At 70.4% G+C, this 22,248-nt stretch carries 20 protein-coding genes; 15 read left to right on the forward strand and 5 right to left on the reverse strand.

What is annotated here, in order from left to right; all coding sequences use genetic code 11:
* Positions 1–114: 114 nt before the first annotated feature.
* Positions 115–1,017 (forward strand): restriction endonuclease, encoded by a 903-nt coding sequence (locus tag OH807_RS30460; protein WP_406205191.1) that lies wholly within the window; start codon positions 115–117, stop codon positions 1,015–1,017.
* Positions 1,018–1,141: 124 nt separating this feature from the next.
* Complete coding sequence (locus tag OH807_RS30465) at positions 1,142–1,321, forward strand: hypothetical protein (protein ID WP_406205194.1); 180 nt, start codon at positions 1,142–1,144, stop codon at positions 1,319–1,321.
* A gap of 157 nt (positions 1,322–1,478) precedes the next feature.
* On the opposite strand, the gene OH807_RS30470 is transcribed toward OH807_RS30465, so the two are convergent.
* Together OH807_RS30470 and OH807_RS30475 are read right to left on the reverse strand one after the other, a co-directional pair.
* Positions 1,479–2,624: a hypothetical protein gene (locus tag OH807_RS30470; protein ID WP_406205197.1), complete on the reverse strand. Its 1,146-nt coding sequence runs from the start codon at positions 2,622–2,624 to the stop codon at positions 1,479–1,481.
* A gap of 487 nt (positions 2,625–3,111) precedes the next feature.
* A complete protein-coding gene (locus tag OH807_RS30475; RefSeq protein WP_406205200.1) occupies positions 3,112–5,091 on the reverse strand; it encodes a tyrosine-type recombinase/integrase in 1,980 nt (659 codons plus the stop codon).
* Positions 5,092–5,589: 498 nt separating this feature from the next.
* Between OH807_RS30475 and OH807_RS30480 the strand changes: the two genes are divergently transcribed.
* The 3 genes from OH807_RS30480 (at position 5,590) to OH807_RS30490 (ending at position 8,711) form a co-directional block, all read left to right on the forward strand.
* The gene (locus tag OH807_RS30480) at positions 5,590–5,856 is read left to right on the forward strand and encodes a hypothetical protein (protein WP_406205203.1); all 267 of its coding nucleotides are present in this window, start codon (positions 5,590–5,592) and stop codon (positions 5,854–5,856) included.
* 71 nt (positions 5,857–5,927) lie between these two features.
* Complete coding sequence (locus OH807_RS30485; RefSeq protein ID WP_406205206.1) at positions 5,928–7,088, forward strand: hypothetical protein; 1,161 nt, start codon at positions 5,928–5,930, stop codon at positions 7,086–7,088.
* Between the two features lie 438 nt (positions 7,089–7,526).
* The gene (locus OH807_RS30490) at positions 7,527–8,711 is read left to right on the forward strand and encodes a hypothetical protein (RefSeq protein WP_406205209.1); all 1,185 of its coding nucleotides are present in this window, start codon (positions 7,527–7,529) and stop codon (positions 8,709–8,711) included.
* Positions 8,712–8,756: 45 nt separating this feature from the next.
* Here OH807_RS30490 and OH807_RS30495 read toward each other — a convergent pair whose 3' ends face one another.
* Positions 8,757–9,257, reverse strand: coding sequence for a hypothetical protein (locus OH807_RS30495; protein WP_406205212.1), 501 nt, complete (start codon positions 9,255–9,257; stop codon positions 8,757–8,759).
* A gap of 188 nt (positions 9,258–9,445) precedes the next feature.
* On the opposite strand from OH807_RS30495, the gene OH807_RS30500 reads away from it, so the two are divergent.
* From OH807_RS30500 to OH807_RS30520, 5 genes are all read left to right on the forward strand, one after another.
* Positions 9,446–11,152 carry a hypothetical protein gene (locus OH807_RS30500; protein WP_406205215.1) on the forward strand — a complete coding sequence of 569 codons (1,707 nt, stop codon included), beginning with the start codon at positions 9,446–9,448 and terminating at the stop codon, positions 11,150–11,152.
* Positions 11,153–11,546: 394 nt separating this feature from the next.
* Complete coding sequence (locus OH807_RS30505; RefSeq protein WP_406205218.1) at positions 11,547–11,921, forward strand: hypothetical protein; 375 nt, start codon at positions 11,547–11,549, stop codon at positions 11,919–11,921.
* A gap of 10 nt (positions 11,922–11,931) precedes the next feature.
* A complete protein-coding gene (locus OH807_RS30510; protein ID WP_406205221.1) occupies positions 11,932–12,153 on the forward strand; it encodes a hypothetical protein in 222 nt (73 codons plus the stop codon).
* Positions 12,154–12,165: 12 nt separating this feature from the next.
* Entirely contained in the window at positions 12,166–14,229 is a 2,064-nt protein-coding gene (locus OH807_RS30515) for a phage portal protein (RefSeq protein WP_406205224.1), read from the forward strand.
* Positions 14,230–14,292: 63 nt separating this feature from the next.
* Positions 14,293–14,538, forward strand: coding sequence for a hypothetical protein (locus OH807_RS30520; RefSeq protein WP_406205227.1), 246 nt, complete (start codon positions 14,293–14,295; stop codon positions 14,536–14,538).
* Here the strand turns inward: OH807_RS30520 and OH807_RS30525 are convergent, their stop codons facing one another.
* A complete protein-coding gene (locus tag OH807_RS30525) occupies positions 14,539–15,732 on the reverse strand; it encodes a DUF6615 family protein (RefSeq protein ID WP_406211289.1) in 1,194 nt (397 codons plus the stop codon). It lies immediately after the preceding gene.
* A gap of 142 nt (positions 15,733–15,874) precedes the next feature.
* Here OH807_RS30525 and OH807_RS30530 point away from each other — a divergent pair, with 142 nt between their 5' ends.
* The 3 genes from OH807_RS30530 to OH807_RS30540 all read left to right on the forward strand — a co-directional run bounded on the left by OH807_RS30530 (position 15,875) and on the right by OH807_RS30540 (position 19,222).
* Complete coding sequence (locus OH807_RS30530; protein WP_406205230.1) at positions 15,875–16,876, forward strand: hypothetical protein; 1,002 nt, start codon at positions 15,875–15,877, stop codon at positions 16,874–16,876.
* 92 nt (positions 16,877–16,968) lie between these two features.
* Positions 16,969–17,991 carry a hypothetical protein gene (locus OH807_RS30535; protein ID WP_406205232.1) on the forward strand — a complete coding sequence of 341 codons (1,023 nt, stop codon included), beginning with the start codon at positions 16,969–16,971 and terminating at the stop codon, positions 17,989–17,991.
* A 70-nt stretch (positions 17,992–18,061) separates the two neighbouring features.
* Entirely contained in the window at positions 18,062–19,222 is a 1,161-nt protein-coding gene (locus OH807_RS30540; RefSeq protein ID WP_406205234.1) for an HK97 family phage prohead protease, read from the forward strand.
* A gap of 194 nt (positions 19,223–19,416) precedes the next feature.
* On the opposite strand, the gene OH807_RS30545 is transcribed toward OH807_RS30540, so the two are convergent.
* Complete coding sequence (locus OH807_RS30545; protein WP_406205237.1) at positions 19,417–20,091, reverse strand: hypothetical protein; 675 nt, start codon at positions 20,089–20,091, stop codon at positions 19,417–19,419.
* 348 nt (positions 20,092–20,439) lie between these two features.
* On the opposite strand from OH807_RS30545, the gene OH807_RS30550 reads away from it, so the two are divergent.
* Positions 20,440–21,756, forward strand: coding sequence for a phage major capsid protein (locus OH807_RS30550; RefSeq protein WP_406205240.1), 1,317 nt, complete (start codon positions 20,440–20,442; stop codon positions 21,754–21,756).
* Positions 21,756–22,211: a hypothetical protein gene (locus OH807_RS30555; protein WP_406205243.1), complete on the forward strand. Its 456-nt coding sequence runs from the start codon at positions 21,756–21,758 to the stop codon at positions 22,209–22,211. Before OH807_RS30550 ends, OH807_RS30555 begins: the two co-directional genes overlap by 1 nt.
* Positions 22,212–22,248 lie beyond the last annotated feature (37 nt).

The following is a 22,248-nucleotide window of genomic DNA, read 5'->3' on the forward strand; positions in this document are numbered from 1 at the left end:
AGTGCAGGTCAGAGAACTTCAGTCGAGTGTGGGCCTGGCCCATGGGTCTCGAAAGCGTGCCGTGAAAGCGTCACGCTTGTGGCAGAGTGTTCCTGTCATCGAAAGGGGGACCTGTTGAGCAAGCGGCCGGAGCCTGGTGTCACCATGACGCGGGCCGAACTTCACGACACCTTCGGTGGCAACCGGCAGAGCGGGATCTCTATCTCCAACAGCGCCGAAATGATCCACTTGTTCTCCGACCCGACGGTGTCCGGGAGGTTTGGGGCGTCCCTCACCGACGGTTGGGGGGAGGGCGGCGTATTCCACTACACCGGTGCTGGTCTGCGGGGAAACCAGACGATGACGCAGGCCAATCGGGCCCTGCTGACCCACAAGGATGTCGGCCGCAGCCTCTATGTGTGGCGGCGGGACCACGATCGGGTGTACCGCTGTCTCGGGCAGTTCGAGGTCGACGCGGAGGCGCCGTACTACTCTGCGGACGCCCTTGACGTCGATGGCGAGATGCGAACTGTGATCGTGTTCCGGCTGAGGCCCGTCGGAACCGTCGCGCCCGGCGCCCCCATGCTCCCTTCCGCGCCAGCGGACGAGGCCCAGGTCATCGAGACCGAGAGACTTGCGGACCCGATGACGCAGCTACGCCGCCGTGCGAACCGCGTGCCCGCCAAGCAATCCGAACGTGTCCTCCTTGCCCGTTACGCCGACCACCTCAGCGGCCTCGGGCACAAGGTTGGACGCCTCCAGATTCAGCCGGAAGGCGAGCGAGTCCCCTTCCAAGTTGATCTCTACGACGAGACCGACAACGTGATCTTCGAGTGCAAGGCAAGCCCCACTCGGGAAGCCGTCCGCCTCGCCGTCGGCGAGCTCATTGACTACCGCAGGTTCGTCACGCCGACACCCCGGCTGGCCGTCCTCACACCGACCAAACCGCGCAAGGACCTGATCGACTTGTGCGGGTCGCTCATGATCGAGGCGATCTGGCCCAACGACGACGACACCTTCACATCGAGCTTCGACTGAGGCCGGGGCCGGCCGTCCAGGGCCATGCCCCGACCTCGTCGTAGAACGTCGCGCGCAGAGTTGTCTAGGCGCTGCGGGCGACGGAATTGCCCTGCCATCGCGTGAACAGGAGCCCTTCCAGGATATGGCTGAATCCCAGGATCAGCGGAACACCCCTGCCCCCTCCGAGCTCAAGCCGCTGGTTTCCAAGCGCCGGCTGCGCCGCTACGTGAGGCTGGCTGGCCTCTACGCGTTGAGAGGCGCGGCGACGGCTGCGGGGACAGCGATCGTCACCGTGCCCATCTGGTGGCTGCAGCAGCGGTGATCTGCTCCTGCGGGGCCGTCCATTCGCCGGAGCGCGAAGGATCGGCCCCGCGGGTCGCTGCCCGAGTCGGGCGCAGCCGACGTCGACCAGCAGGCGAGCGGCGAGCCGGCGTGGCCCGACTCGTCCACTGCCCTGTCCTGGGCGGGCCGTCCACCGCTCAGCCCATCTCCAGTAGCCCGAGGAGGAACGGCGGTGCCAGTCGACGCATCGTCGCGCGGCCGTCGTCGTCGGTGATGCGCAGCGTCGCGTTGGTCGCGTCGGTCATGAACAGCAGGTTCAGGGCGGTCGAGGCCTGCTGCCCCGGAGTCGGGGCGGGCTCCGCCAGGCCGATGGCCAGAAAGACCCTGTCGACCGGGAACACCATGCCCATCGCCCAGCGCTCCACGGCCTTGGCGGGCTGTCCAGCGGTCAGCTCGCTCTCGGTGGCGGCGCAGATCTCCTCCGCCCAGCCCGGTATCTGCCCTGCGGCCGTCCAAGCGGCTCGCAGCCGGGCCGTCGTGGCATCTCGCGCGATGCTGAACAGGTGGTTGGCGGCGTTGTTGGAGGGGAGGTCCGGGAGCTGGTGTGGGGGGTCGGCAGTGACGGCCGCGAGTGGATCGCCCGGGTCGGTCTCCAGCAGGTGAGCCGGCCACTGCGGCATACCGCCATCGACCAGCCCGCGCGCGTAGCCGGCGAGTGTGTCCGGCGCCAGCTCCCCGGGACCGGCCATCACCGCGACAGCCGCGTGGTAATGCCGGCCTGTGCGGTCCAGCGCCTCCGCCTGGGAGGCTCCGGGGTCGAACTTGGCGGCGAACTCGGCCGCGGCAGGCTTCAGAAGGGCTCCCACCTGCCGATCGATCTTCCCAAGGCGCCGGTCGACTGCCGTGGGACGGCGCTCCCGACTTCCAGCCATCGCATCGGCGCCGTCGTGTACCCAGTCTTCAAGGTCGCCGTCCTCGGGTAGCGGTCCGAACCCCCGGTGCAACTGGTCCGCCACCTCGTGCGGGGCGCGGATGAAGGCGGCGCGGACGGTCTCCTCCGGTACCGGCAGGCCAGCGCCGAAGGCTCGCAGGGCGAGGTGACCGCGGTCAGCGCCCGGGCGCCGGTGGCGGGCCAGCCAGATGACCAGGTCGACCAGGCGGTCATCGGCCGTCGAGGAACTGCCGCCGGAGGGCTGTCCGGGGTACTCCCGATGGTGGGAGGGCAGCAGCGGGTTCGGGCGGCTGCGCCAGCGTTCGAGGTGGCGCGCCGATACCTGGATGCCGCGCTGCCCCGCGAGGTCGATCAGCCGGCGATCGGCGGGGCTGGGAGAGGTCCTGACCATGGGCTGAACGTAGCGCCAAGTCCCGTCACCCGGAGGTGTTGCAGTGAAGATGCCCGGCGGTTTCGGGGTCAGGTGTAGGGTCCGCCGCTTCGCCCGTCGTAGAACCCCCCGAGGTGCCCCCGCTTTGGGTGACCTGCCCCTTGCTCTGATGGGAGCACGAAGCCGGAGGGACCGGCTGGTACAGCGCCAACGCGCTTACGGAGGGGTAGAGATGGCAGGAGACTCGATCGGGCTGCCCGGAGCGGGTGGAGGGCACGAGGCGCGCAGGCGAACAGCAGCCAGGGCTCGGCGCCGGCGATATGCACGGCTGGCCGGCGTCAGCGCATTGCGGGGTGCGGCGTCGGCCGCGGGCGCGGCGGTGGTCAGCGGCGTGCTGTGGTGGCTGGACCACCGGTGAAGGGCGCGCTGCTGGCGCCCTGGCGTGGCCCCGGTCCAGGCCTTCCCGTCCCTCTCCCACGGCGGGACGAGAAGGCCCCGGTGCGGGCCGTCAGGCTGCCTCGGCGTCGTCGGCAACCCGGAGGCGGGCGCACAGCTCCTCGGCCTCGCGCAGGCCCTGGTCGAACGCGCCCTTCACCGCATCCTGGTCAGTACCTCGGGCGACGACCTCGATCGGGCCGCGCAGGCCGACCCGTAGCTCGACGGTGACCAGGGCGGCCAGGTCGGTGAACAGGTCCCGCTCGAACTCCCAGGTCGCGCGGCTGCTGATCGGCAACTCGTACAGCACGGTGCCGGTGTGCCGGTCGATCCCCGCCACGACGAGGTGGACGACCTCGCAGTGCGGGGGCCGCTCCCAGAGCCGCCCGCCTCCGGTCCACGGGACGGGTTCGGCAGGTACCTCGGCCGGGCGCAGCTGGGCGGAGCGGCTGATCTCGTGCACGCTCGCGTTCCAGCCCGCGACGATCGCCTGAGCGATCTCCCTGGTTGTCGAGGCCACCTCGAGGCCGCCGAGGTCGAGGACGAAGGCGAGGGGGACGGCAGCCCGCCGGTTCTTGACCGGCACCAGGGCGGCCGCCTTCTCCGCGTTCTCGCGGTCCAAGGAGGGCAGTACGGAGGTGTAGGTGTCGGCGGTCAGGACGATCGTGGCGTGCCCGAGGACCTCCTGGACGACCTTCAGGTCCGCTCCGGCGCCGAGGAGCAGGGTGGCGGCGAGGTGCCGCAGGTCGTGCAGTCGGACCGGGGGCAGGCCCAGCCGGGTGCACAGCAGCTCGAACCGGTCGGTCAGGTAGTCCGGGTTGATCTCCTCGCCGTCCTCGCGGACGAATACGGAATCGATCGCCGGCCACGGCAGCCCGGCCTCCGCCGCCTCCTGCCGCGCTTCCGCCATGCGGTCGCGGTGGTCCCGCAGCTCCTGGAGGGTGTGGCTGTCGAGGGCGATCGTGCGGACGCTGTCCGCCTTGGGGTCCTTGCCCAGCGGCTTGCCGTCGACGGTGACGACCTGCCAGTCGATGGTGATCACGGCGGTTTCGAGACTGGTCTTCGCCCACTTCAGCCCGGCGCCCTCGCCCCGCCGCAGGCCCCGGAAGATGCACAGGTGCCAGAACGCGCGCAGCCAGTCGCCCTCCACGGCGTCCAAGAAGGCGCCGGCCTGCTCGGGGGTCCACACCATCACTTTGGACGGCTTCTCACCGGTGCGCTTCCACTCATCGACGCGTTCCGGCGTCCACAGCAGGGCCTTCGGCCGTTTGCCGGAGGGCAGGTCGACCAGACCCGCCCAGTTCGTTGGTATTCGCAGCTCCTTGACCGCCTGGGTCAGGGCGGACCGCAGGGTGGCGCGGATGCGGTGCATCGTCGCGGGCTCGACGATCCGCATCTGCGGGTGCTGCTCGCGCTTGGGGATCTCCGGCGGCGGCACGGCGGGCGGCTGAGCGCCGGCCTTCGGCCGGCCCGGCTTGCGGCCGTACTGGGCCTTCCACTCCGCGTACTCTGCACGCGCCTTGGAGATCAGCGCCAACTCGTACGCGATGACCAGGTTGCGGGCCGCGATCGCGTCGAACATGTCCCGGATCGGTTGGGCCGTCAGGTCTTCGAGCTTGATGTCGCCGAGCGCGGGGATCAGGTAGTTCCTGATGTGGCTGGAGTAGGAGCTGACCGTCGTCGCCTCCAGCGTCTTCTTCCCCTTCAGCCACTTCGTGAGGAACTGGGCGACGGTCGTACGGTGGTCGATCACCTCGGCCCGGGTGGACTTGCCGATGACCTCCGCCAGCGCGGCCTCGGCTGCGTCCTTGTCTTCGTATCCGAGGCGGCGGTCCCGGCGAGGCTTGCCGTCCGGGCCGGGTTTGAGTGGCAGGTAGTAGCCCCAACTCCCCTGGGCCTTCTTCCCCTTGAGTTTCGGGCAGCGGGAGCCGAGTTCGCGAGTCTTCGGCTTCCCGCGGGCGTCCAGGACGAGGTTGCCGACGTCATCGCGGACAGGCTCGCGGCAGGTGCATCGGCGGAACACGGAGCCGACCTTGTTGGTGTTGCGGCTCACCGTGTCACCTCCGGGCTGATCTGATCGGACAGGTGGTGCGGTCGCGGAGTCATGGCCTCTCATCCGGATCGTGGCCCGCGCGGGGCCTGGCGTCGGTTCGGCGCCCACAGTCACCCGGGCTGGGCCGGTGAGGGAACAGCCCGTGTGAGCTGGGTGAGTTGGCGACCGTACGGCCCGGATGATGTTGAGTCGCGTTGTGCCTGGACGGGACTGGCCTCGGCCGGGGCCCGTGTGGACGGGGTTGGACCGGACTAGACAGGCGTGGTCTCAACTGGCCAGGAGCCGTTCGTATTTCCGCTGGTGGAGGCCAGATGCAGGCCCTCGGCCGAGGCGCTGCTGAATCCCGTCAAGGCCGCCATTTGCGGTTCGCATGGCTGCTGACCTGCATGAATGTGGGCGGGGATGTACCACATGGTGTCCAAGAGACCCGGGCTGAGACAGGTGAGGCCACAGGTGGACGGCGGGACGGAAGAGCCGTCTCCGGGCCAGGGTTCGGTCATGACGACAACCGAGACGACTTCTTCCGAGCTGGACCCGCAGGTGACCGAGACCCCGCAGGCGCTGCCAGACCCGCAGGTGCAGCCGACCATGACCGTGCCGGAGGCTGGCCGGTACTTCGGCCTTCAGAAGGCGGCGAGCTACAACGCGGCCCGGCGCGGGGAGATCCCGACGATCACGGTCGGTCGGCGCCTTCTGGTGCCCACGGCGAAGCTGCGCGTTCTCCTCGGCCTCGATGCGGCGGCCACCACGAATGCGGCGGCCTGACCGGTCCCGGGCCCGCCACCCATCTGCCGGACTGCGGCCCCGGCACACAACCCTGGTAGGAGGCAACCGTCATGCCCTGGTTCGCCGTCGGCGACAGCACGTACGACCACCCCAAGGCTCTTGCGGCGGGCAACGCCGCGATAGGGCTCTGGCTGCGCTGCGGCGCCTACGCGAGTGCCCATCTGACCGATGGGGTGATCCCCGGCGCGGTGGCATCGAAGAGCGGCACCGGGACGCAGGTCCGCAAGCTGCTGGATGCCGGCCTGTGGCACGCCGCCCGCCACAACTGCCCGAGGTGCCCGCAGGTTCGGGAGGGCGACTACGTGATGCATGACTACCTGGATGCGAACCCCAGTCGTCAGCAGGTCCAGGAGCGGCGTCGGCGCGCGGCGGAGAAGAAGCGGCAGCAGCGCGGCGGTGGCCGTTCGTCGCTGGACGAGGACGATTCTCCGCACGATCGGGGACCGGATCGTGATGCCGCCCGGGGAAACGGTGCTGGCCAGCGGCCCGAGTCCCCGGGGGACGGCGGCGGCCCTCGTGCGCGCCCGGCCCCTTCCAGCCCCTCCCGAAGGGAGGGGGCTGGTGTGGGTGCGAGGTCTGAAGGTGGGTGGGGGGCGGCGCGCCGGCACCCGCTGCCGGACGGCTTCGCGCCGGATGAGGCCGCCCTGCTGTGGGCCGCTGCCGAGGGTCACACCGATCGCCTCGGCGGCCAGGCGGGGCTGGAGGCCACGACGGCCGTGTTCACGGACTGGCACCGCGGCCGGGCTACGCAGGGCGCGGACTGGCCGGCGCTGTGGCGCAAGTGGGTCCGGGAGCAGCGGGCGCAGCCGGGGGTGCCACCGGGGGCCGCACCTCGACGTCGTGGCCGTTCGGCGCAGCATCGCGGGGCTGCCGATGCTGCTCGGGTGTCGGTGGCACAGCGGTTCGCTGACATCGAGAAGGAGATCGCGATGGAGGAGGTCCGGCCCGGACCGGCCGGATCTGCGGGGGCCAGAACGTTGGCGCTCGTTGGTGCGCTGCCCGTTGCCGGGCGGCGAAAGCAGGCGGACGTGATGCCCGGCCCGCGTCCCCTGATGGCCGCGCTCCCTGGTGGGCGCGAGGAGGCGGTGGAGCTGGTGGACGTGCTGGAGGCGATCGCCGAGCACGGCCAGGCGACCGCGGTTGCGATGTACGGCTGGCGTCAGGTGGCCGCGTTGCTCGCGATCCCGGATCCGGCGTCCGGCGAGGGGTGATCGATGCTGCCGCGTCGGGGGCTGGCCAGGTGCCGGCGGTGTTGTCGGCCGGTCCACTGGACGGTCACCGCGTCCGGGGCCCGCCTGGCCGTTGATCCGGAGCCGTCGGAGCAGGGCAACACGGCGGTCTACCGGGACGGCGCGGGTACGGCCCGGTCGCGTCGGCCGACCCGGGAGCTGCCGGTGCTGTCGTACGAACGCCTGTACGTCCCGCACATGGCGACATGTGGGGCGCGGCCGAGGAGTTGAGTGCGCTGTGAGTCAGAGTCGGCGGCGAAGCGCCGGGCGGGCGAGGGCACCACTCGTCCACCGGACGGTTACGCGCAGTTAATTGGCTTGCCTGTCCGTCAGCGGCAAGTGATCGGGTGGGGGCTGCTGCAGCTGGGTGAGGCGCATCGCTGAGAAGCGACGCGGTCCTTGCGGAGGGACGAAGGAGGAGTGGTCGATTTGCCGGATAGCTCTTACGCCGTGGTGCAGGAAGCTCTGCGTCGCTGGGGGAACGTAAAGCTGACCGAAGGCGGATGGTTGGCGAGGTGCCCCGCGCACGATGACCGGCAGAACTCGCTGCTGGTGCTCGCGGCCGGGGATGAGCGGGTCGAGCTGGACTGTCTGAGCGCTGGATGCGACCCGCAGGACGTGGCGGCGGCCTTGCGGCTCTGCGCGCAGTTCGTCGTGGTGCCGCCGCCGGCGTTCACCGACGGCCCGGGCTGGATCTGGCCGGGCTACGTACCGTCCGTCGGTCTGACGCTGATCGACGGCGAGGACGGCATACACACCCTCGCGGTGGCGTTGGACGTAGCCGCCCGAGTCTCTGCCGGGGCGGCGCTACCGGACGGCCAGCAGCCCCGGAGCGGGCGGAACGTGGTGGTGCTGACGGCTCCGCACACGACGGCGGGTGCCAAACAGCTGCTGACGGCGTCGGGTGCCAACCTGGAGCAGGTCGAGGTGGTCGAGGCCCTAGGTGGGCGCGGCGGCCAGAAGGGGCTGAGGCTGCCCGGGGACCTGGCGCAGGCGGAGGAACTGCTGCGCGGCTGTGGTGCTGAGCTGCTGGTTGTGGACGTCATGCTCGTGTGTCCCTACCGGGTACCGGCGGAGCGGGCTCTGCGGGCGCTCGCGGAGCTGTCGAATCGGCTCGGAACCGCGGTGCTGGCCGTGCGTGAGGCCTCCAAGCGGGCGGGCTGGCTGGCCTCCCGCCGGGCGCAGGCGGCCGCGATACTGGCGAGCACGGCGGCGGTGCACATGGCTGTGCACGGGTCGGAGCCGTCGATGGCGTTGGTGCCGGTGGCCAGTGAGTCGTGGAAGGTGATGGGCGGCCTGCAGTTCCATCAGGCAGGTCGCCACCGGCCGGTGGTGTGGCGCAGCCGCTTCCCGCGCGGGACGTATCACGCGATCGAGGACGCCGACCTCTGCCGCCGCCGCCCGGCCAGCAGCGGGGCATACAGGTTCCTGGAGCAGTTGCTGGCCGGGGGGCCGGCGCCTGCCAGGGAGGTGCTGGCGGCAGCGGCGGCGGTCGGGCTGTCGTCGCGCACCGTGCAGCGGGCTCGCACGCAGCTTGGAGTCGTGGCGACGAAGACGGCCCGTGGGTGGGTGCTGTCCCTGCCGCCGAAACACGTAGGCCGGTGAACGGGCTGGGCCTCTCCCCGCGCGGGGAGAGGCCCAGCCGGGCGGTCAGCGGGTCGGCTGAGGGCTGGTGCTCGGCTGCGCCGGGCTGCGGGTGACGCTCGGGCTCGGGGACGGGGAGGCGGTCGGCAGGATCGTGGCCGGGGCCCCGGTGGTGGGCGCGGGCGGGGTCGGGGCGGTGATCACCTGCGTGGCGGTGACGGTCACGGTGACGGTCGGGGCGGGTTCGGTCGCGGTCACGGTGGCGGCCGGGGCCGTGATCGTGGGGACGGGCGGGGCCGGGCTGAGGGCGGCCGGGCTGGCGAGCTCTGCAGTGGACGGCGAGCAGACCGGGGCAGCCGGGGCGATCGGCGCGGCGGGGATGGACGGAAGGGCTGCGGGCTGGGCCGGGGCGGGGCTGAGAAGGACGGTGCTCGGGGTGATGGGGGCGGCCGGTGCAGCCGGGGAGGAGGCCGAGTGTGAGGCGACGGTGGTACCGGTGGTGAAGGCGGCGACGACGGCGAAGGCGACGGCCGCGTGGCGGGCGGTGATCCGGTGGGTCAGAGCCATGGTTGGTCTCCTTGAGTGTGGGCCGGGGGTTCGCGGTCCCCGGCTGGCGCTACCAGCCTCGCAGAGAAATAGACTCAAGTCTATAAAACAGACCAGAGTCTGTTTCTGGCTGGTCGGGCTCGACATGACACACCGGCAACAACCGTGCACTGTGACCTGCCGATCGATTCCGGTCCGAGGGGAGGCACGTGAAGCAGCCACTGTCGGCCCTGCCTGCGCGCCGCCCGGGCAAGGCGGCCCAGCGCCTGTACGCCGACCTCGCGGCCACGCCCCCCGCAGTCCGCCGCCGCTTCTACGAAGGGCTGGCGCCCAAGGACTGGGCGCAGGTCCTCGCCGCCGCCAAGGCGGAGGCCGGCACCCCCTACGCCCTGTGGGCGGACGACCCGGTCGGCTTCGTTGAGGACGTCCTCGGGGAGAGCCAGTGGAGCCGCCAGCGGGACATCCTGGAGGCACTGGTCGACCACCGCCGAGTCGCCGTTCCCTCGTGCTTCGGTTCCGGGAAAACCCACATCGCCGCCCGCGCCGCGGTCTGGTCCTCCGTCGTCCATCCGCCAGGCACCGCCCTGACCGTCACCACCGCCACCCGGGCCCGCCAGGTCCAGCGGCAGATGTGGCCCCACATCCGCCAGATCGTGGCCCGCGCCGGCCTGCCGGGTGAAGTCGGCGTCACACAATGGAAGATGCCCGACCACCACGGCTCCGATGTCGTCGTCGCCTACGGCTTCTCTGCTCCGGACCACGACGAATCCGCCGTCCAGGGCATCCACGCGCCCCGGCTGATGTTCATCGTGGACGAGGCCGGCGGCATCGGCCGGATCATCGGCGCCGCAATGCGAGGTGTCCTCACGGGCGAGCACACCCGCGCCCTGCTGATCGGCAACCCGCCGACCGACGACGAGGGCAGCTGGTTCGAGCAGACCTGCTCGGACCCGGCGGTGCACGTCCTGCCGATCAGCGTCTACGACACCCCGCTGCTGTCCGGAGAGAGGACCCGGCGGTGCCGCTCCTGCCCGCCGCAGGCTCCGGTACACCTGCTTGCCTCCCACCTGGTCGACCCGGAGTGGGTGGAGGACACCATCCGCGACCACGGCGAGGACGCGCCGTTCGTCACCGCCAAGGTCCACGCCAACTTCCCGCGCGGAGGGCAGGCGCGGGCCATCCCGGCCGCCTGGGTGGAGGCCGCCTCCGAGGCAGGTGAGCCGGACGGCGACGGCTACCTGCCGCTGAACAGCCTCGGTCTGGAGACCGAGACCAGCGAGCACCTAGTCAAGCCGGGCGCCTGGGTGCGGCTGGGCGTGGACGTGGCAGCCGGCGGCGGTGACGAGTTCGCCATCAGCCGGGCCGTCGGCGACCTCGTGCAGCTGCGCCACGCCGCGGCGGGCCCGGAGAACGCGGACGCGGTCGCGGTCGCCGGTGTCGTCCTGCGGGAGATCAGGGCCGCGCAGCAACTCGCCCAGGCGCTCGGCACCACCGCGCCGGTCCGAGTCAAGATCGACGCGAACGGGGTCGGCTGGGGGGTGGCGGGACTCCTGGCGGCCTGGGGCCGGGAGGGGCTGCACTCGGCGGAGATCGTCCCGGTGATCGCCCATGAGGCGCCGGGGCGAGACGATGAGACGGCGACGCTGCGGCCGGCCTCGCAGCGGGACGAGATGTGGTTGGCGGCCAGGGCGCTGCTGGTCCCGCGCAGCGCGGCGCTCCGGCTCCGCCTGGACCCGAGGACCCTCGCCCAGCTGGCTGCGCCGAAGTACGGCACGAACGCCAGCGGGCGGACCATGATCGAGTCGAAGCGGTCCATGGTGGCCAGAGGCGTGCGCTCACCGGACCGGGGAGAGTCCGTGCTCCTCACCCTGTACGAGCCGCAGACGCGCCGGCGCAAGGTCCGGCTGATCGCGTAGGGACCACATTTCGTGCTTGCAGGCAGATCCCGTCTGTTAGACGCGTTTCGGAGGCGAAGGTTGCGTTCATTCCTCTGTGATAGAAGTCACACGAAAAGAGGTGGCGATATGGGGTTTGTCAGTTATTGAATCGTTGACGAGCCGTGCTTGGCATATGCCGACGGTCTCGGGGGATGCAAGAGGGTTGGCGGGGGCGTGTCAAATTCGGGACGAGTGTAAGCGCCTCACCCCTCTATTTCTCCTTACTCGGACAACTAGGTCGAGACAGGAGTCCTTCCGCCCCACGTCGGAAGCACTCCTGCCCCTGGCGAGAAAAGGATGAATCAGTGTTCAAAATTCACTTCATGCGCCGTGAAGCCTGCCCCCGTCAGGCTGTGACGAAAGGAGTTTCGGAATGACATCTGCAGCCGCACCGAAGCTCGCGCATGAATGGGTTATCGCCGCGTACGTTCCCGTCGACGAACAAGGCGCTGCATATGCACGCCGACGCGGCGTCTACCGCGTCCCGGCAACCACCAAGGTTTCCTCCGCCGAGGTGATGTGCATTCACTGCCGCAGGCCCTACGACGAGGCCCTGCACACCGAATGCGCCGGTTCCGACCCCACCCTCCACGGGGGCCCCGTCGGCACCCGTAAGCGCCGCACCCCCGAGCCGCACACCGAGGGGGCGGTCGCCAAGCCCACCATCACCGGCAACTCCAACGCCGCGCGCACCCGGCGCAGCCGCGCCGCCGGCCACACCGGGACGCTAAGCGCAGAGGCTGCCTAGCCTGCCTGCCGTGAACACACCCAGCAGGCCCAGCCCGCGTACGAAGAACGATGTCGCGCACCCGGCAACACGCCGGGCGCGCGACATCGTCTCCGTCGCTCTGCTCGTCCTCGGCGCGGTGGGCCTCAACGCCGCCGCCTACACCACGGACCCGCGGCTGGGCACGGCCTGCACCAGCCTGTCCGCACTCGCCGCCGCCGCCGTCCTCGGCCGCGACGACGAGCAGCCGTAGGAGGAGCCGCCCATGCCCCGCCGCTGGTTCCCCACCCTGCGCCGCACACCGCCGCCGGCCACCAAGAGCGAGCCCAACTACACCCTCAACTGGGCGCCCGCCGGCATCGACCGGGCCCGGCCGTGGTCCGTCGAACGCGCTGTCCAGGACGGCATGGAACGGGCCGTATGGATCTACAAGGCCGTGGACACCATCGCCAACCACGCCGCTGACCGGCTCCTGCGTGTGCGCCCGCGCAGCGACAGCTCCGACGAGCCCCTGCCACCGCTTGCCGACCACCCGCTGTACCAGGCGATGAACATCAAGGCCAACCCCCTCGAGGTCGCCTGGATCCTCAAGAAGCGGGCCAGCATGCAGCTCCTGCTCAGCAAACGCGGAGTCTTCTTGGAACCGACGTTCAGCCGCGGCGGCGACCTCCTGCGCATCGACCTCCTGCCCCCGGGCCGCACCCGCCCAGTCCCCGGTACGGGGGCCGACCTGGTCAGCCACTTCGAGACCGTCACGCCGACCGGCGAGCTGCGCACCCTCGACGTGGAGCGGGTCCGATGGATCCGCAACCCCCACCCCCTCGACCCCTACTCCGGCATCACCCCGCTGGAGGCCGCCGGCCTGTCCGCCGACCTCGACTTCTTCACCCGCCACTACAACCTCAGCTTCGTCCACAACGACGCCCGCCCCGGCGGCGTCATCGGCATCGACGGCGACATGGACGACACCGAACTCCGCCTGCTGCGCGCCAAGTTCGGCGGCGGACCGTCCGCCGCAGGCGCCTGGACCGTGCTGACCGGCGGCAACATCACCGTCACCGACACCTCCACCACCCCCCGGGACATGGCCTACGAGACGGTGTCCCTCAACTCCAAGGTCGAACTGCTCGCCGCGTTCGGCGTTCCCGAATCCCAGCTCGGCAACGCCAGCGGCCGCACCTACGACAACGCCCAAGCCGAGAAGCTGCAGTTCTGGGAAGTCACCATGCCGCCGCACCTGTCACTGCTCGCCGCGGGCTTCCAAGAGGACGCCGGCGACGGCAACGAGGTCTACTTCGACATCTCCGACATTGACGTGCTTCGCAACGCCCGCTCCAAGCGCCTGACCGAGGCCCGAGAAGAGGTCGCCGCCGGCGTCCGATCCGTCCGCTCCTACGCAGAACTTGCAGGCTTCGCCGACGAAGTGGACGACACCCCCGCAACACGCGCCCTGTGGCTGACCTCCGGCCGAACCGCTGTACCCGCCCGCGCCGCCGACGCACAGGCCCTCGCCACGGCGCCGCCCGCCGGCCAGCCCCCGCGCACAGCAAAAGCTCTCGACACCGCCCGCGACCTGCCGCTTGACGAGACCGCCGCCACAGCGCTGCACACCCGGCTGAACGACGCGCTCCAGGCCCTTGCCATCCGCTGGACCGAACGCACCATCGCCCGCCTCGGCTCCCCCCGATACCGCAAGGGCACCCGGCACTGGGACGGTCGCGGAACCGAGGACACGCGGACAGGCAGCAAGAACCTGCCCGTCGAGCTGGTGATCGACCTCGCGACATGGCAGCAGGAAGCAGCTCAGGCCCTCCAGCCTCTCGTAGAGCACGCCGCCGTCGCCGCCGCGGGCGAACTGCGCGCCGCCCTCGGCACTTCCGACACCATCCCGGACACCGTCTGGCCCGTTCTCGCCCCGCTGCTCGGTGACTGGCTCGCCAACCACGCCGCAGTCCTCGCCGAGGAAGTCCAGGAAGCTGACCGGTCCGGAAAGGACCTGGCCGGCATCACCGACGCCACACGCGACTGGGGCCGCTCCTTCACAGCGTGGGCCACCGTCACCGCGAGGCGCCTCGCCACCGTCACCATCGAGATCGCCCGCGACCAGGCCGCCGCCGCCAGCGCGCACGCCGGCCTTGTACGCCGATGGATCGCCCACGACGACGGCCGCACCCGCCCCGACCACGAAGCGGCGGACGGCCAGACACAGCCCCTCGGCCAGCCCTTCACCGTCGGCCACGACCTCCTACGCCACCCCGCCGACCCGCAGGGACCCCCTGGGCAGGCCCTGAACTGCCGTTGCCGCCTGGCTTGGCGGATTCAGCACTGACCGGATCACCAAGTCCGTCCCCGGGCCGCCCCGGGCACGCCCAGCCCCGTGTGAGGATGAAGCATGACTGCAGGAAATCCGCCCAGCGACCGGCAACATCTCAACGAGGACTGGATCCGAACCCGGCGTTGGGACATCCGCTACGGCAACGGCAACCCCGTCACCACCCTCGACGGGCTCGCGGAGGTTCTCGGCATCGACCGGCATGAGGCAGCCCACCGCATTCTGACCCAGCCGTTTGGAAAGGCCGCCCCGCAGGAGCTGTTGGACGAGGCTCGCCAGGAGCCGGGGGGCGACCCGGCCTCCTGACTACGTGCTGGCGGCGTCCGGGCTCAGGTTCACCAGAACGGCGCCTGCGGCACGTTCGTCCGGGCCCCTGGAGATGTCACCGTGGCGGATCATGTCGAGCACCCGGTCCGGCAGGCGGCCCAGCGGCCGGTCCCGGACCGTTGCGACACCGCGGTACAGCGGAGTATCCAAAACCTCCCGCACGCGAGCATTGCGGGCCGCCTCCCATTCCTCGCGTTCAGCTGACGTGAACGGAGCCTCTACGTCGTAGGTGTCGGTCGGCGCTTGGGGCTCGTCATAGGCCGGCACCTCGCCCCGGTTCGGCGTCGGACGGGCCGCTGCGTCGCGGCCGGTCGGCCACGACGCAGTCCCGGCCCCCGTCGGCCATGGCGAGGGCCCGGGCTCAGGCGTCGCGCTGTATGAGACCGGCGGCTGGGTCTCAGCCCGAATGGCTGCCTCCAACTCGGACAGCCCACGATTGTGAAGCCCTACCACCTGTCCGTATGCCTGATCCAAGGCCGACCGTCGCGCGCCGTCGCACAGGACCCGATGCCACGGCATGCTCGCGTCCCGGACTTTGGCAGCAGAAATCGGGTGGTGTCGCAGGACGGCGTGGACAGTCAGGGCGGACACAATGGTGCAGCCCATGTGACTTGTCACGCCGGCGCCGTGGACACACGTGGCGGTCGTTCCCTCAACGAACCTCGGCACCCAATTCCGGTGGTTGTACAGGACGTAGGCCGGGACACAGCCGTTGGCCAGCGCATCCTCGACCAACAGCTCGCTCTGCCTCTTGCCTGACCGCGTGTGATGCTCCAGCCGGTAGCCCCCAGCGCGAAGTGCCCGTTTGGCCTGGACCCGCATGCCGAATCCCGTATCGTCCGCGTAGAACCACCACTCCCAGTCCGCACCGTTTTGGGTCTCCTCGTGGGTGTAGAACGGGACGATCGCGACCTGGTCGCGGTGGGCCCGGTTGAGGTCCTGGAGGTTCAGGCTGGTGTACGTCTCCTCGCGCGGGACAAACCTGTCGTAGTGATCACTGGCCAGGCGCTCAAACGTCCTTGTCGCGCAATCCCGAAGAGTCCGGCACAGCGAACTCGCCAGCGGCGTAGCCCCGTGGCCATCACCTCCCGGCGAGACCTGCTGCGCACCACAGCGCCCGCAGAAGTTGTCCGACGTAGACGTCTCATGCTCACAGCTGCCGCATATCGGCATGCTCACCCCCTGAATTGCCTGTCGCATTCAACGCTAGTACGCGACAGCGACGCTAAGGGGGGCGATCTGACAAGGTGCACCGTCCGACTCCTGCGCGCACCGGAGGAGACCTGTGCGTCTCTCGCCTCAGACCATCTCGATCGTGCGGCTGCGCCTGCGGGTGAAGAACCGGCCCTTCCAGGACAGCCAGCACCCCCGGGACGGTCAAGGCCGCTTCTCCCACGTTCCCGGTGCCAGCACGGACCCGCTACTGGAGCGCATCCGCGTTGCCGCCGCTCGGCCTTCCCGGGCGCCTCGTTCGCAACCGCGGTTCGATGAGGAGGAACACGGTCTGGTCTTCCGCGACGGCACAGGCGAACGCGTGGCTCAGGCCTACAAAGCCAACGTCGTGGCCGGCCTCGCCCGCGACCTGCAAGACGTGCCGGACGATGCACTCCTGACCGAGCACGCCCGCATCCGCCTGGCCGATGTGCAGAGCGGCTACGCGACCGCGCACGTCGATCCTGCGACCGGGCAACTGCGCACGACAGACCCCGGCAGCCCGCCGTCGAATCCCTCATGGAAGCCGGCCGCGCCGGACCAGGCACGTGATCTGCTGCGAACCGACGCCGTCAACCGCATGATCGCCACGTGGGCGATGACCTCCAACGACGAAGACGCCGAAGCCCTTGCCCTCCAGGCGACGGCCCGCGACCACTTTGGCCTTCTACCAGCCGCCGACTGGCCGAGTGTCGGTCACCTCGCACAGGCCACCGCTGACCACCAAGCCACCCACCAGCTCGCGCTCGAAGCGTTGCTCACCGCCATGTGGGACCGCACCCAAACTCACCTCACCGAAGCCGATCTCGGCTCCCTCACCGTCTTCCGAGGCATGAGCACCCCCGACGGTCAGCCCCCCGCCGGATGGGCCGCTGACGGCAACACCCTCAGCGATCCCGCTCTGCGCCCGTTGTCCGCGTTCTCCCTCGACCCCGAGGTGGCCCACCAGTTCGCCACCGAGGACGGCCCCGGCATCATCATGAGCGCCGTCGTGCCTGCCGGGCGGATCATCGCCACCCCCGCCACCGGGATCGGCTGCCTCGACGAGGCCGAGGTCGTCGTCCTGGCCGGCCCTGGCACCTGGCACTGGCAGCGTGCCGACTGACACCCGCCGCCACCGGCCGCGCTCGGCACGACGCTGCGCCCCCTCCACTGCCACCCTGCCGGCACCCACACCATCCGGCAGAAAGCAGCACGGTGTACGCCGAACCCACGGTCACCTTGCGCCTGCGGGCCAAGACACGCCCGTGGGACGAGCGCCACCACCGCCGCGACGACCACGGGCGCTTCGCCGAGCACGCCGGCTCCGGCCCCTCCGCCCTCCCGCACACCCGCGCCTCAGGCCGACACATCCCTGACGCGGAACTACTCGGCAGCCGCCACCGCCCGGCCGGGACAGCCAAGGCCGCCATGTGCGGCTCGCTTGCCCAACGCATGGCGCACATCGGAGATGAACAACTGCTCTCCGACCAGCAGCGCGACCGCCTTTCGCGAGTCCGCGACGGTCAACTCGCCGCCTACCGCAGCGAGTACGGCAGCTCCGGCTATGCGGACTATGTCGAGCAGGCCGATCTGGACACCGGAGCGCGCAGGGAACCGTGGGGCTACGTACGGATGACCGGCGACGAGTACCGCGACTTCGCCCGCGCCGAGGCCGTCTCTTACCTGGTGGCCGGCTGGGCCTCCACCGCCAACGATCACGACCCCAATGCCCTGGCCCTTCAGGAGACAGCCCGGCGCCGGTTCAACCTCGTTGACACCATGGCCTGGGACCATGGCGACCCTGACCTGGACGCCGAAACGGACCGGGTCCTCGCCGAACGCGGCAGCATCCTGGACGCCTTCCTCACGGCCATGTGGGAGGCCAGCCAGGAACACTTCGCTGAGCTTGGCATCGACCACCTCACCGTGCACCGGGGATTCACCGGTGGCTACGACGACTCCCACGTACGGGAGATCAACGGCTCCGGGACCGTCACCGATATCCCCCTGCGGCCGGTGTCGTCGTTCTCCATCGACGAGGACATCGCGGAGGAGTTCGCCACTCGGGGCGGGGACGTGCCCGGCTACGTCATGAGCGGGGACGTCCCGGTCTCCCGGATCCTGGCCGTTCCCAGCACAGGGATCGGCTGCCTCGAGGAAACCGAGATCGTCGTCCTCGCTGGCCCGGGCGACTGGCACGTCTACGAGGTCGAGCCCGAGAACAACGACTACTACTAGGAGTAGGCGCGACCCAAGCCGCCGTCCACGCCTACGGTGACCGGCACCAGCCTCGGACGGGAGCGACACGGTGGGAGCACGCACAACCGGCAACACGCTGGACCACAAGCAGGCGACCCTCGGCGTCCTGGAAACCGACGACGAGCAGGGCGCCTTCACCACGCTCGTGAGCGTGACCGGCCTCCTGGACCACGACGGCGACGTCATCGAGCCGGGCGCCTACGCCCGCACCCTGGCCGAGCTCACCCCCAAGGGGGTGTGGTCGCACGACTGGAACACCTGGACCGCGCGCACCGAGCACATCGAGGAACTGCTCCCCGGCGACACCCGACTGCCCGAGGCCCTACCGGACGGGCAACCGTGGCCCGCCGGGGCCGGCGCCCTACTCGTCAAGGGCCGGTGCAACCTCGCCACACAGGCCGGCCAGGACATGTACGCCAACCTGCAGTTCTTCAAGGACCAAGTGCAATGGTCGATCGGCTACAAGGTGCGCACCTCCAGGCGCAGCAAGGGCGCCCGGCGCATCACCGACCTCGACCTGTACGAGTACAGCCCGGTCCTGTTCGGCGCGAACCCGTACACCTCGACCCTCGACCTCAAGAGCCGCTCCGGGGCGAAGGCCCGCGGGCTGCTGCGGGAAGCCGAAGTCGAACTCGCTCCGCTGGCCGGGACACTGGAGGAGCGCATCGACGCGATCACCGCCTCCGTGCAACAGCGACTCCTACCCGCCAGCGGCGAAGGGCTCGATGGTGGCACAGTCCAGATCATCGGCACGTACCCGGACCGAGTGATCGCCTCCCTGTGGAAGTACACCGAGGACGGCTACGGCGCCACCACCTGGGAGGTGCCGTACACCCTGGACGGAGAAGGACTGCCGACCGCGGGCCCGCCCCGCCCTGTTCGCCTGATCCTGGAAGTCGACGGCGAGGGCGCGGATGCCGCGCTCGCACCGCTGGTACCGGATCTGGAGCGGGTCGCGTCCCACCTGAAGACCCTCACCGCCGTGGAGAGCAAGGAAGGCCGGGCCTTGTCCGGCGAGAACGCCAGCCGACTGGCGACCGCCGTCCAGCAACTCGCGGCCGTGCTCGCCTCGGCTGGCATCGACTGGCAGCAGCCGGACGCGCCGGCCAAGTCGAGCAAGTCGGTGTCAACGATCCTCCTGCCCGGCGAGATCGGGGCCGCCCTGGCGCTGTTCGCCGATGTGCGAGAGGGAGCCTCCCCGGGCGTGTGAGGAGCGGGCTACGGCCCTGCGGCCATACCCGGCTGCCGAGACTCCACGGTCAACGGCTGGCCGGCCGTCCCGCGACGATGAAGTCGCGCGGCCTGCCAGGGCAGCCTCGTGGGACCGACCCAGCACCCGCTCAACGCCGCAGTGCCCCACCCAGAGCGGTGGGGCACTGCGGACAGCGGCGACGCCAGGTGCTGTCAGGTGCGGCCTCCTCGGTTCGCGAGAACCCCGCGCGCTCGGTTGATTGGCGGGTCCCAGCTTCGCCCCGCCGTCGCGCTGGAGATCGAGGCGTGGGAGATCCCCAGGCGTTCCGCGAGGTCGGTGGCTGCGAAGTTGCCCCGCGCGAGTACCTGCGACCGGTAGGCCTCCCGCGTCAGGGCTCCCAGCGTGCTGGTCGCCCAGGTGCCGAGCGTCCGGTAACCCTCTCGCACCCAGAACTGGGTCTCGATGCTGCGGACCGCCTCTGGCAGGTCAGAGTCCGCGCCGTCGGACCACAGAGCCGGGGTGATCAGGTGGCGGGCGGTGTACTCCTCGGCGGCCTGCACATCAGGGTGGCTCTGGACCTGCGGCGAGAGAGCGGTGTAAGCGAGGGCCGTGAACCAGCCGTCGTCCGTGCGGGCAAGGCACCCCCAGACGCCGCGCACCTGCGCCCTCGGCCACAACCACCAAGCCGCGAGCTGGTGCAGCCACGCTTCGGCCCGTCCTTCCCCGACGCACGGCCCGTACAGCGACGCCGGTTGCCCGGGCACGCTCGCACGCAGCACCCAGCCCTCGTCCGAGGGGAGCACCTGGAACCGGGCACCCGCCACGGACAGGCTGATGCCCGGTTGATTGGCCGGCGCCCCCGCGGCTGAGGGGATGCCTTCAGACACGAGCGGAAGATCCGGACGGGGGAAGGGATACACGGAGGGACTCCGATCGGTGGCAGCCAGGCCGTGCCCGGCAGGTCCGGCGCTCTGCCCGACCACTCCACAATCACCAGCCCAGGACCGCCGTGGGCACACCCAACTTGACTGGGATGAAGGCGGGTTGGGGCGCGAGGCGCAGGTTTCCGTTGATGTCGGCCATTCGCCCGAAGCTCGGCGCGACACTAAGGACAGACCGCTCCTACGGTGTGCCGATCGCCGTGGCGCTCCGGTGTTGACCGGGCGCACGACGTGACACCCCTTCGTTCCGCGCTGGCGGGGCGGCCCGGCACAAACCCCAAGGAGCGTCACCTCGTGACCGCCGACAAGACCCGGCTCAAGGAGCTCAACACCGCGCTGCGCGCCAAGGCCGCCGACCTGGACGCCATCAGCAACGCCTTCACGATCGAGGACGGCGGCGTCATCGTCTCCCCCGAGAAAGCCGCAGCCTTCCGCAAGACGCTCGGTGAGGCTCAGGAGATCAAGCAGCTGATCACCGACCTTGAGGGTGCCGCCGGCATCGAGACCTTCCTCAACGAGCCCACCACCCAGCCCTACGCCCCCCTCGACGCCGCACTCGCAGCCCGCCTCGGCGCCGGCCAGGCCAAGAGCCTCGGCCAGCGGTTCCTCGACAGCGAGGAGTTCAAGGCCCTCGCCGCCGCCGGCTTCCGTGGCTCCTTCGACGAGATGGTCACCGTCGATGGCCACGCCCTTGACCAGCTCGCCAGCAAGGACATCTTCTCGCGATCCGCTGGCACCGCCAGCGTCCTCGGCCTCGGCACCGCCGAGCACCTGGACATCGTCCCGCGCGCCGTGCGCCCGGGACGCATCCGAGACCTCTTCCCCTCGCAGACCACCACCGCCAACCTGCTCTACGGCGTCCGCGTCACCGGGTTCACCAACGCGGCCGGCATCGTCCCCGAGCGCGCCATGGAGGTGCCGCCCGGCGGCGGTGCGGCGGTCGAGGTATACGCCCGGGCCGGGCAGTCCAACCTGACATTCAAGACCGTCACCTACCCGGTCGCCGAGATCGCCCACACGATGCCGGTCCACAAGAACACCCTGGCGGACGAGCCACGGCTGCGAGGCCTGATCGACATCGAAATGATCGACGGCGTGAAGATGGCCGAGGACAACGAGATCCTCTACGGCGCCGGCGGCGACGAGAAGATCACCGGCATCGTCAACACCCAGGGCGTCCAGACCTACGCCCAGGTGGACCCGGACAAGCAGTCCGCTGCGATCCGCCGCGCCGCCACCCGCGCGGTCCTCGCCTACTTCCCGCCCACCGGGATCGTCCTGCACCCGTTCGACTTCGAGGACCTGGAGCTGGAGACCGACCTCAACGGCGCCTACCGGATGGCGGTCAACGTCGCCGTTGGCGCCCAGAAGGTTGCCTGGCGGCTCGCCGTCGTGGACTCCATGGCGATCAACGAGGGCAAGTTCCTGATCGGCAGCTTCGGCCTCGGAGCACGCCTGTACGACCGTGAACAGGTCTCCGTTCAGATCTCCACCGAGAACCGGGACAACTTCGAGCGCGGTGTGGTGACCGTACGCGGGTCCGAGCGGGTCGGACTGGAGGTCCCCCGCCCGGAGAGCTTCGTCTACGGCACCTTCAAGGCGACCCCCTGATGGCCGCCCGAAAGCCGCCGGCGAAGACCACGGCCGCCGCCCCCAACGCCCCGAGCGGCCCGGTCGCGGAACAGCCGGCCGCCCCAGCCCCGGCCGCCGCGCCCGGTGTCGAGCTGTCCGCCGCAGCCCCGCTCGAACCACCGACAGATGCCAGCCCGCCGCCGCCTCCGAGCGTTGATCCCCCGGCCAGCCCCGGAATCACCCTGCACCAGCCCCTCGCCAGCGCGGACGTGGTCCTGGTGGACGAGGACGGCAACGAACTCCCGCCGGTGCTGGCCGACCTGTTCGACCTGACACACCCAGAGTGGACTGTCGTGTACCCGCGGGTCCGGATCTACCAGCGCCGCACCTACACCGGCAGCCGGCGCTCCGTGACCCGGCTGCTCTACACGCCGTCCCAGTCGGTTCCCCGCGCCGAGGTTGACCAGCTTCGGCAGGCCCTCGGCTGGGAGTAGTCCGTCTCCAAAGGAAGCCCGCCCCCTGGGGGCGGGC

The sequence above is a fragment of the Kitasatospora sp. NBC_01560 genome (assembly GCF_045208415.1).
GTDB lineage: Bacteria > Actinomycetota > Actinomycetes > Streptomycetales > Streptomycetaceae > Kitasatospora.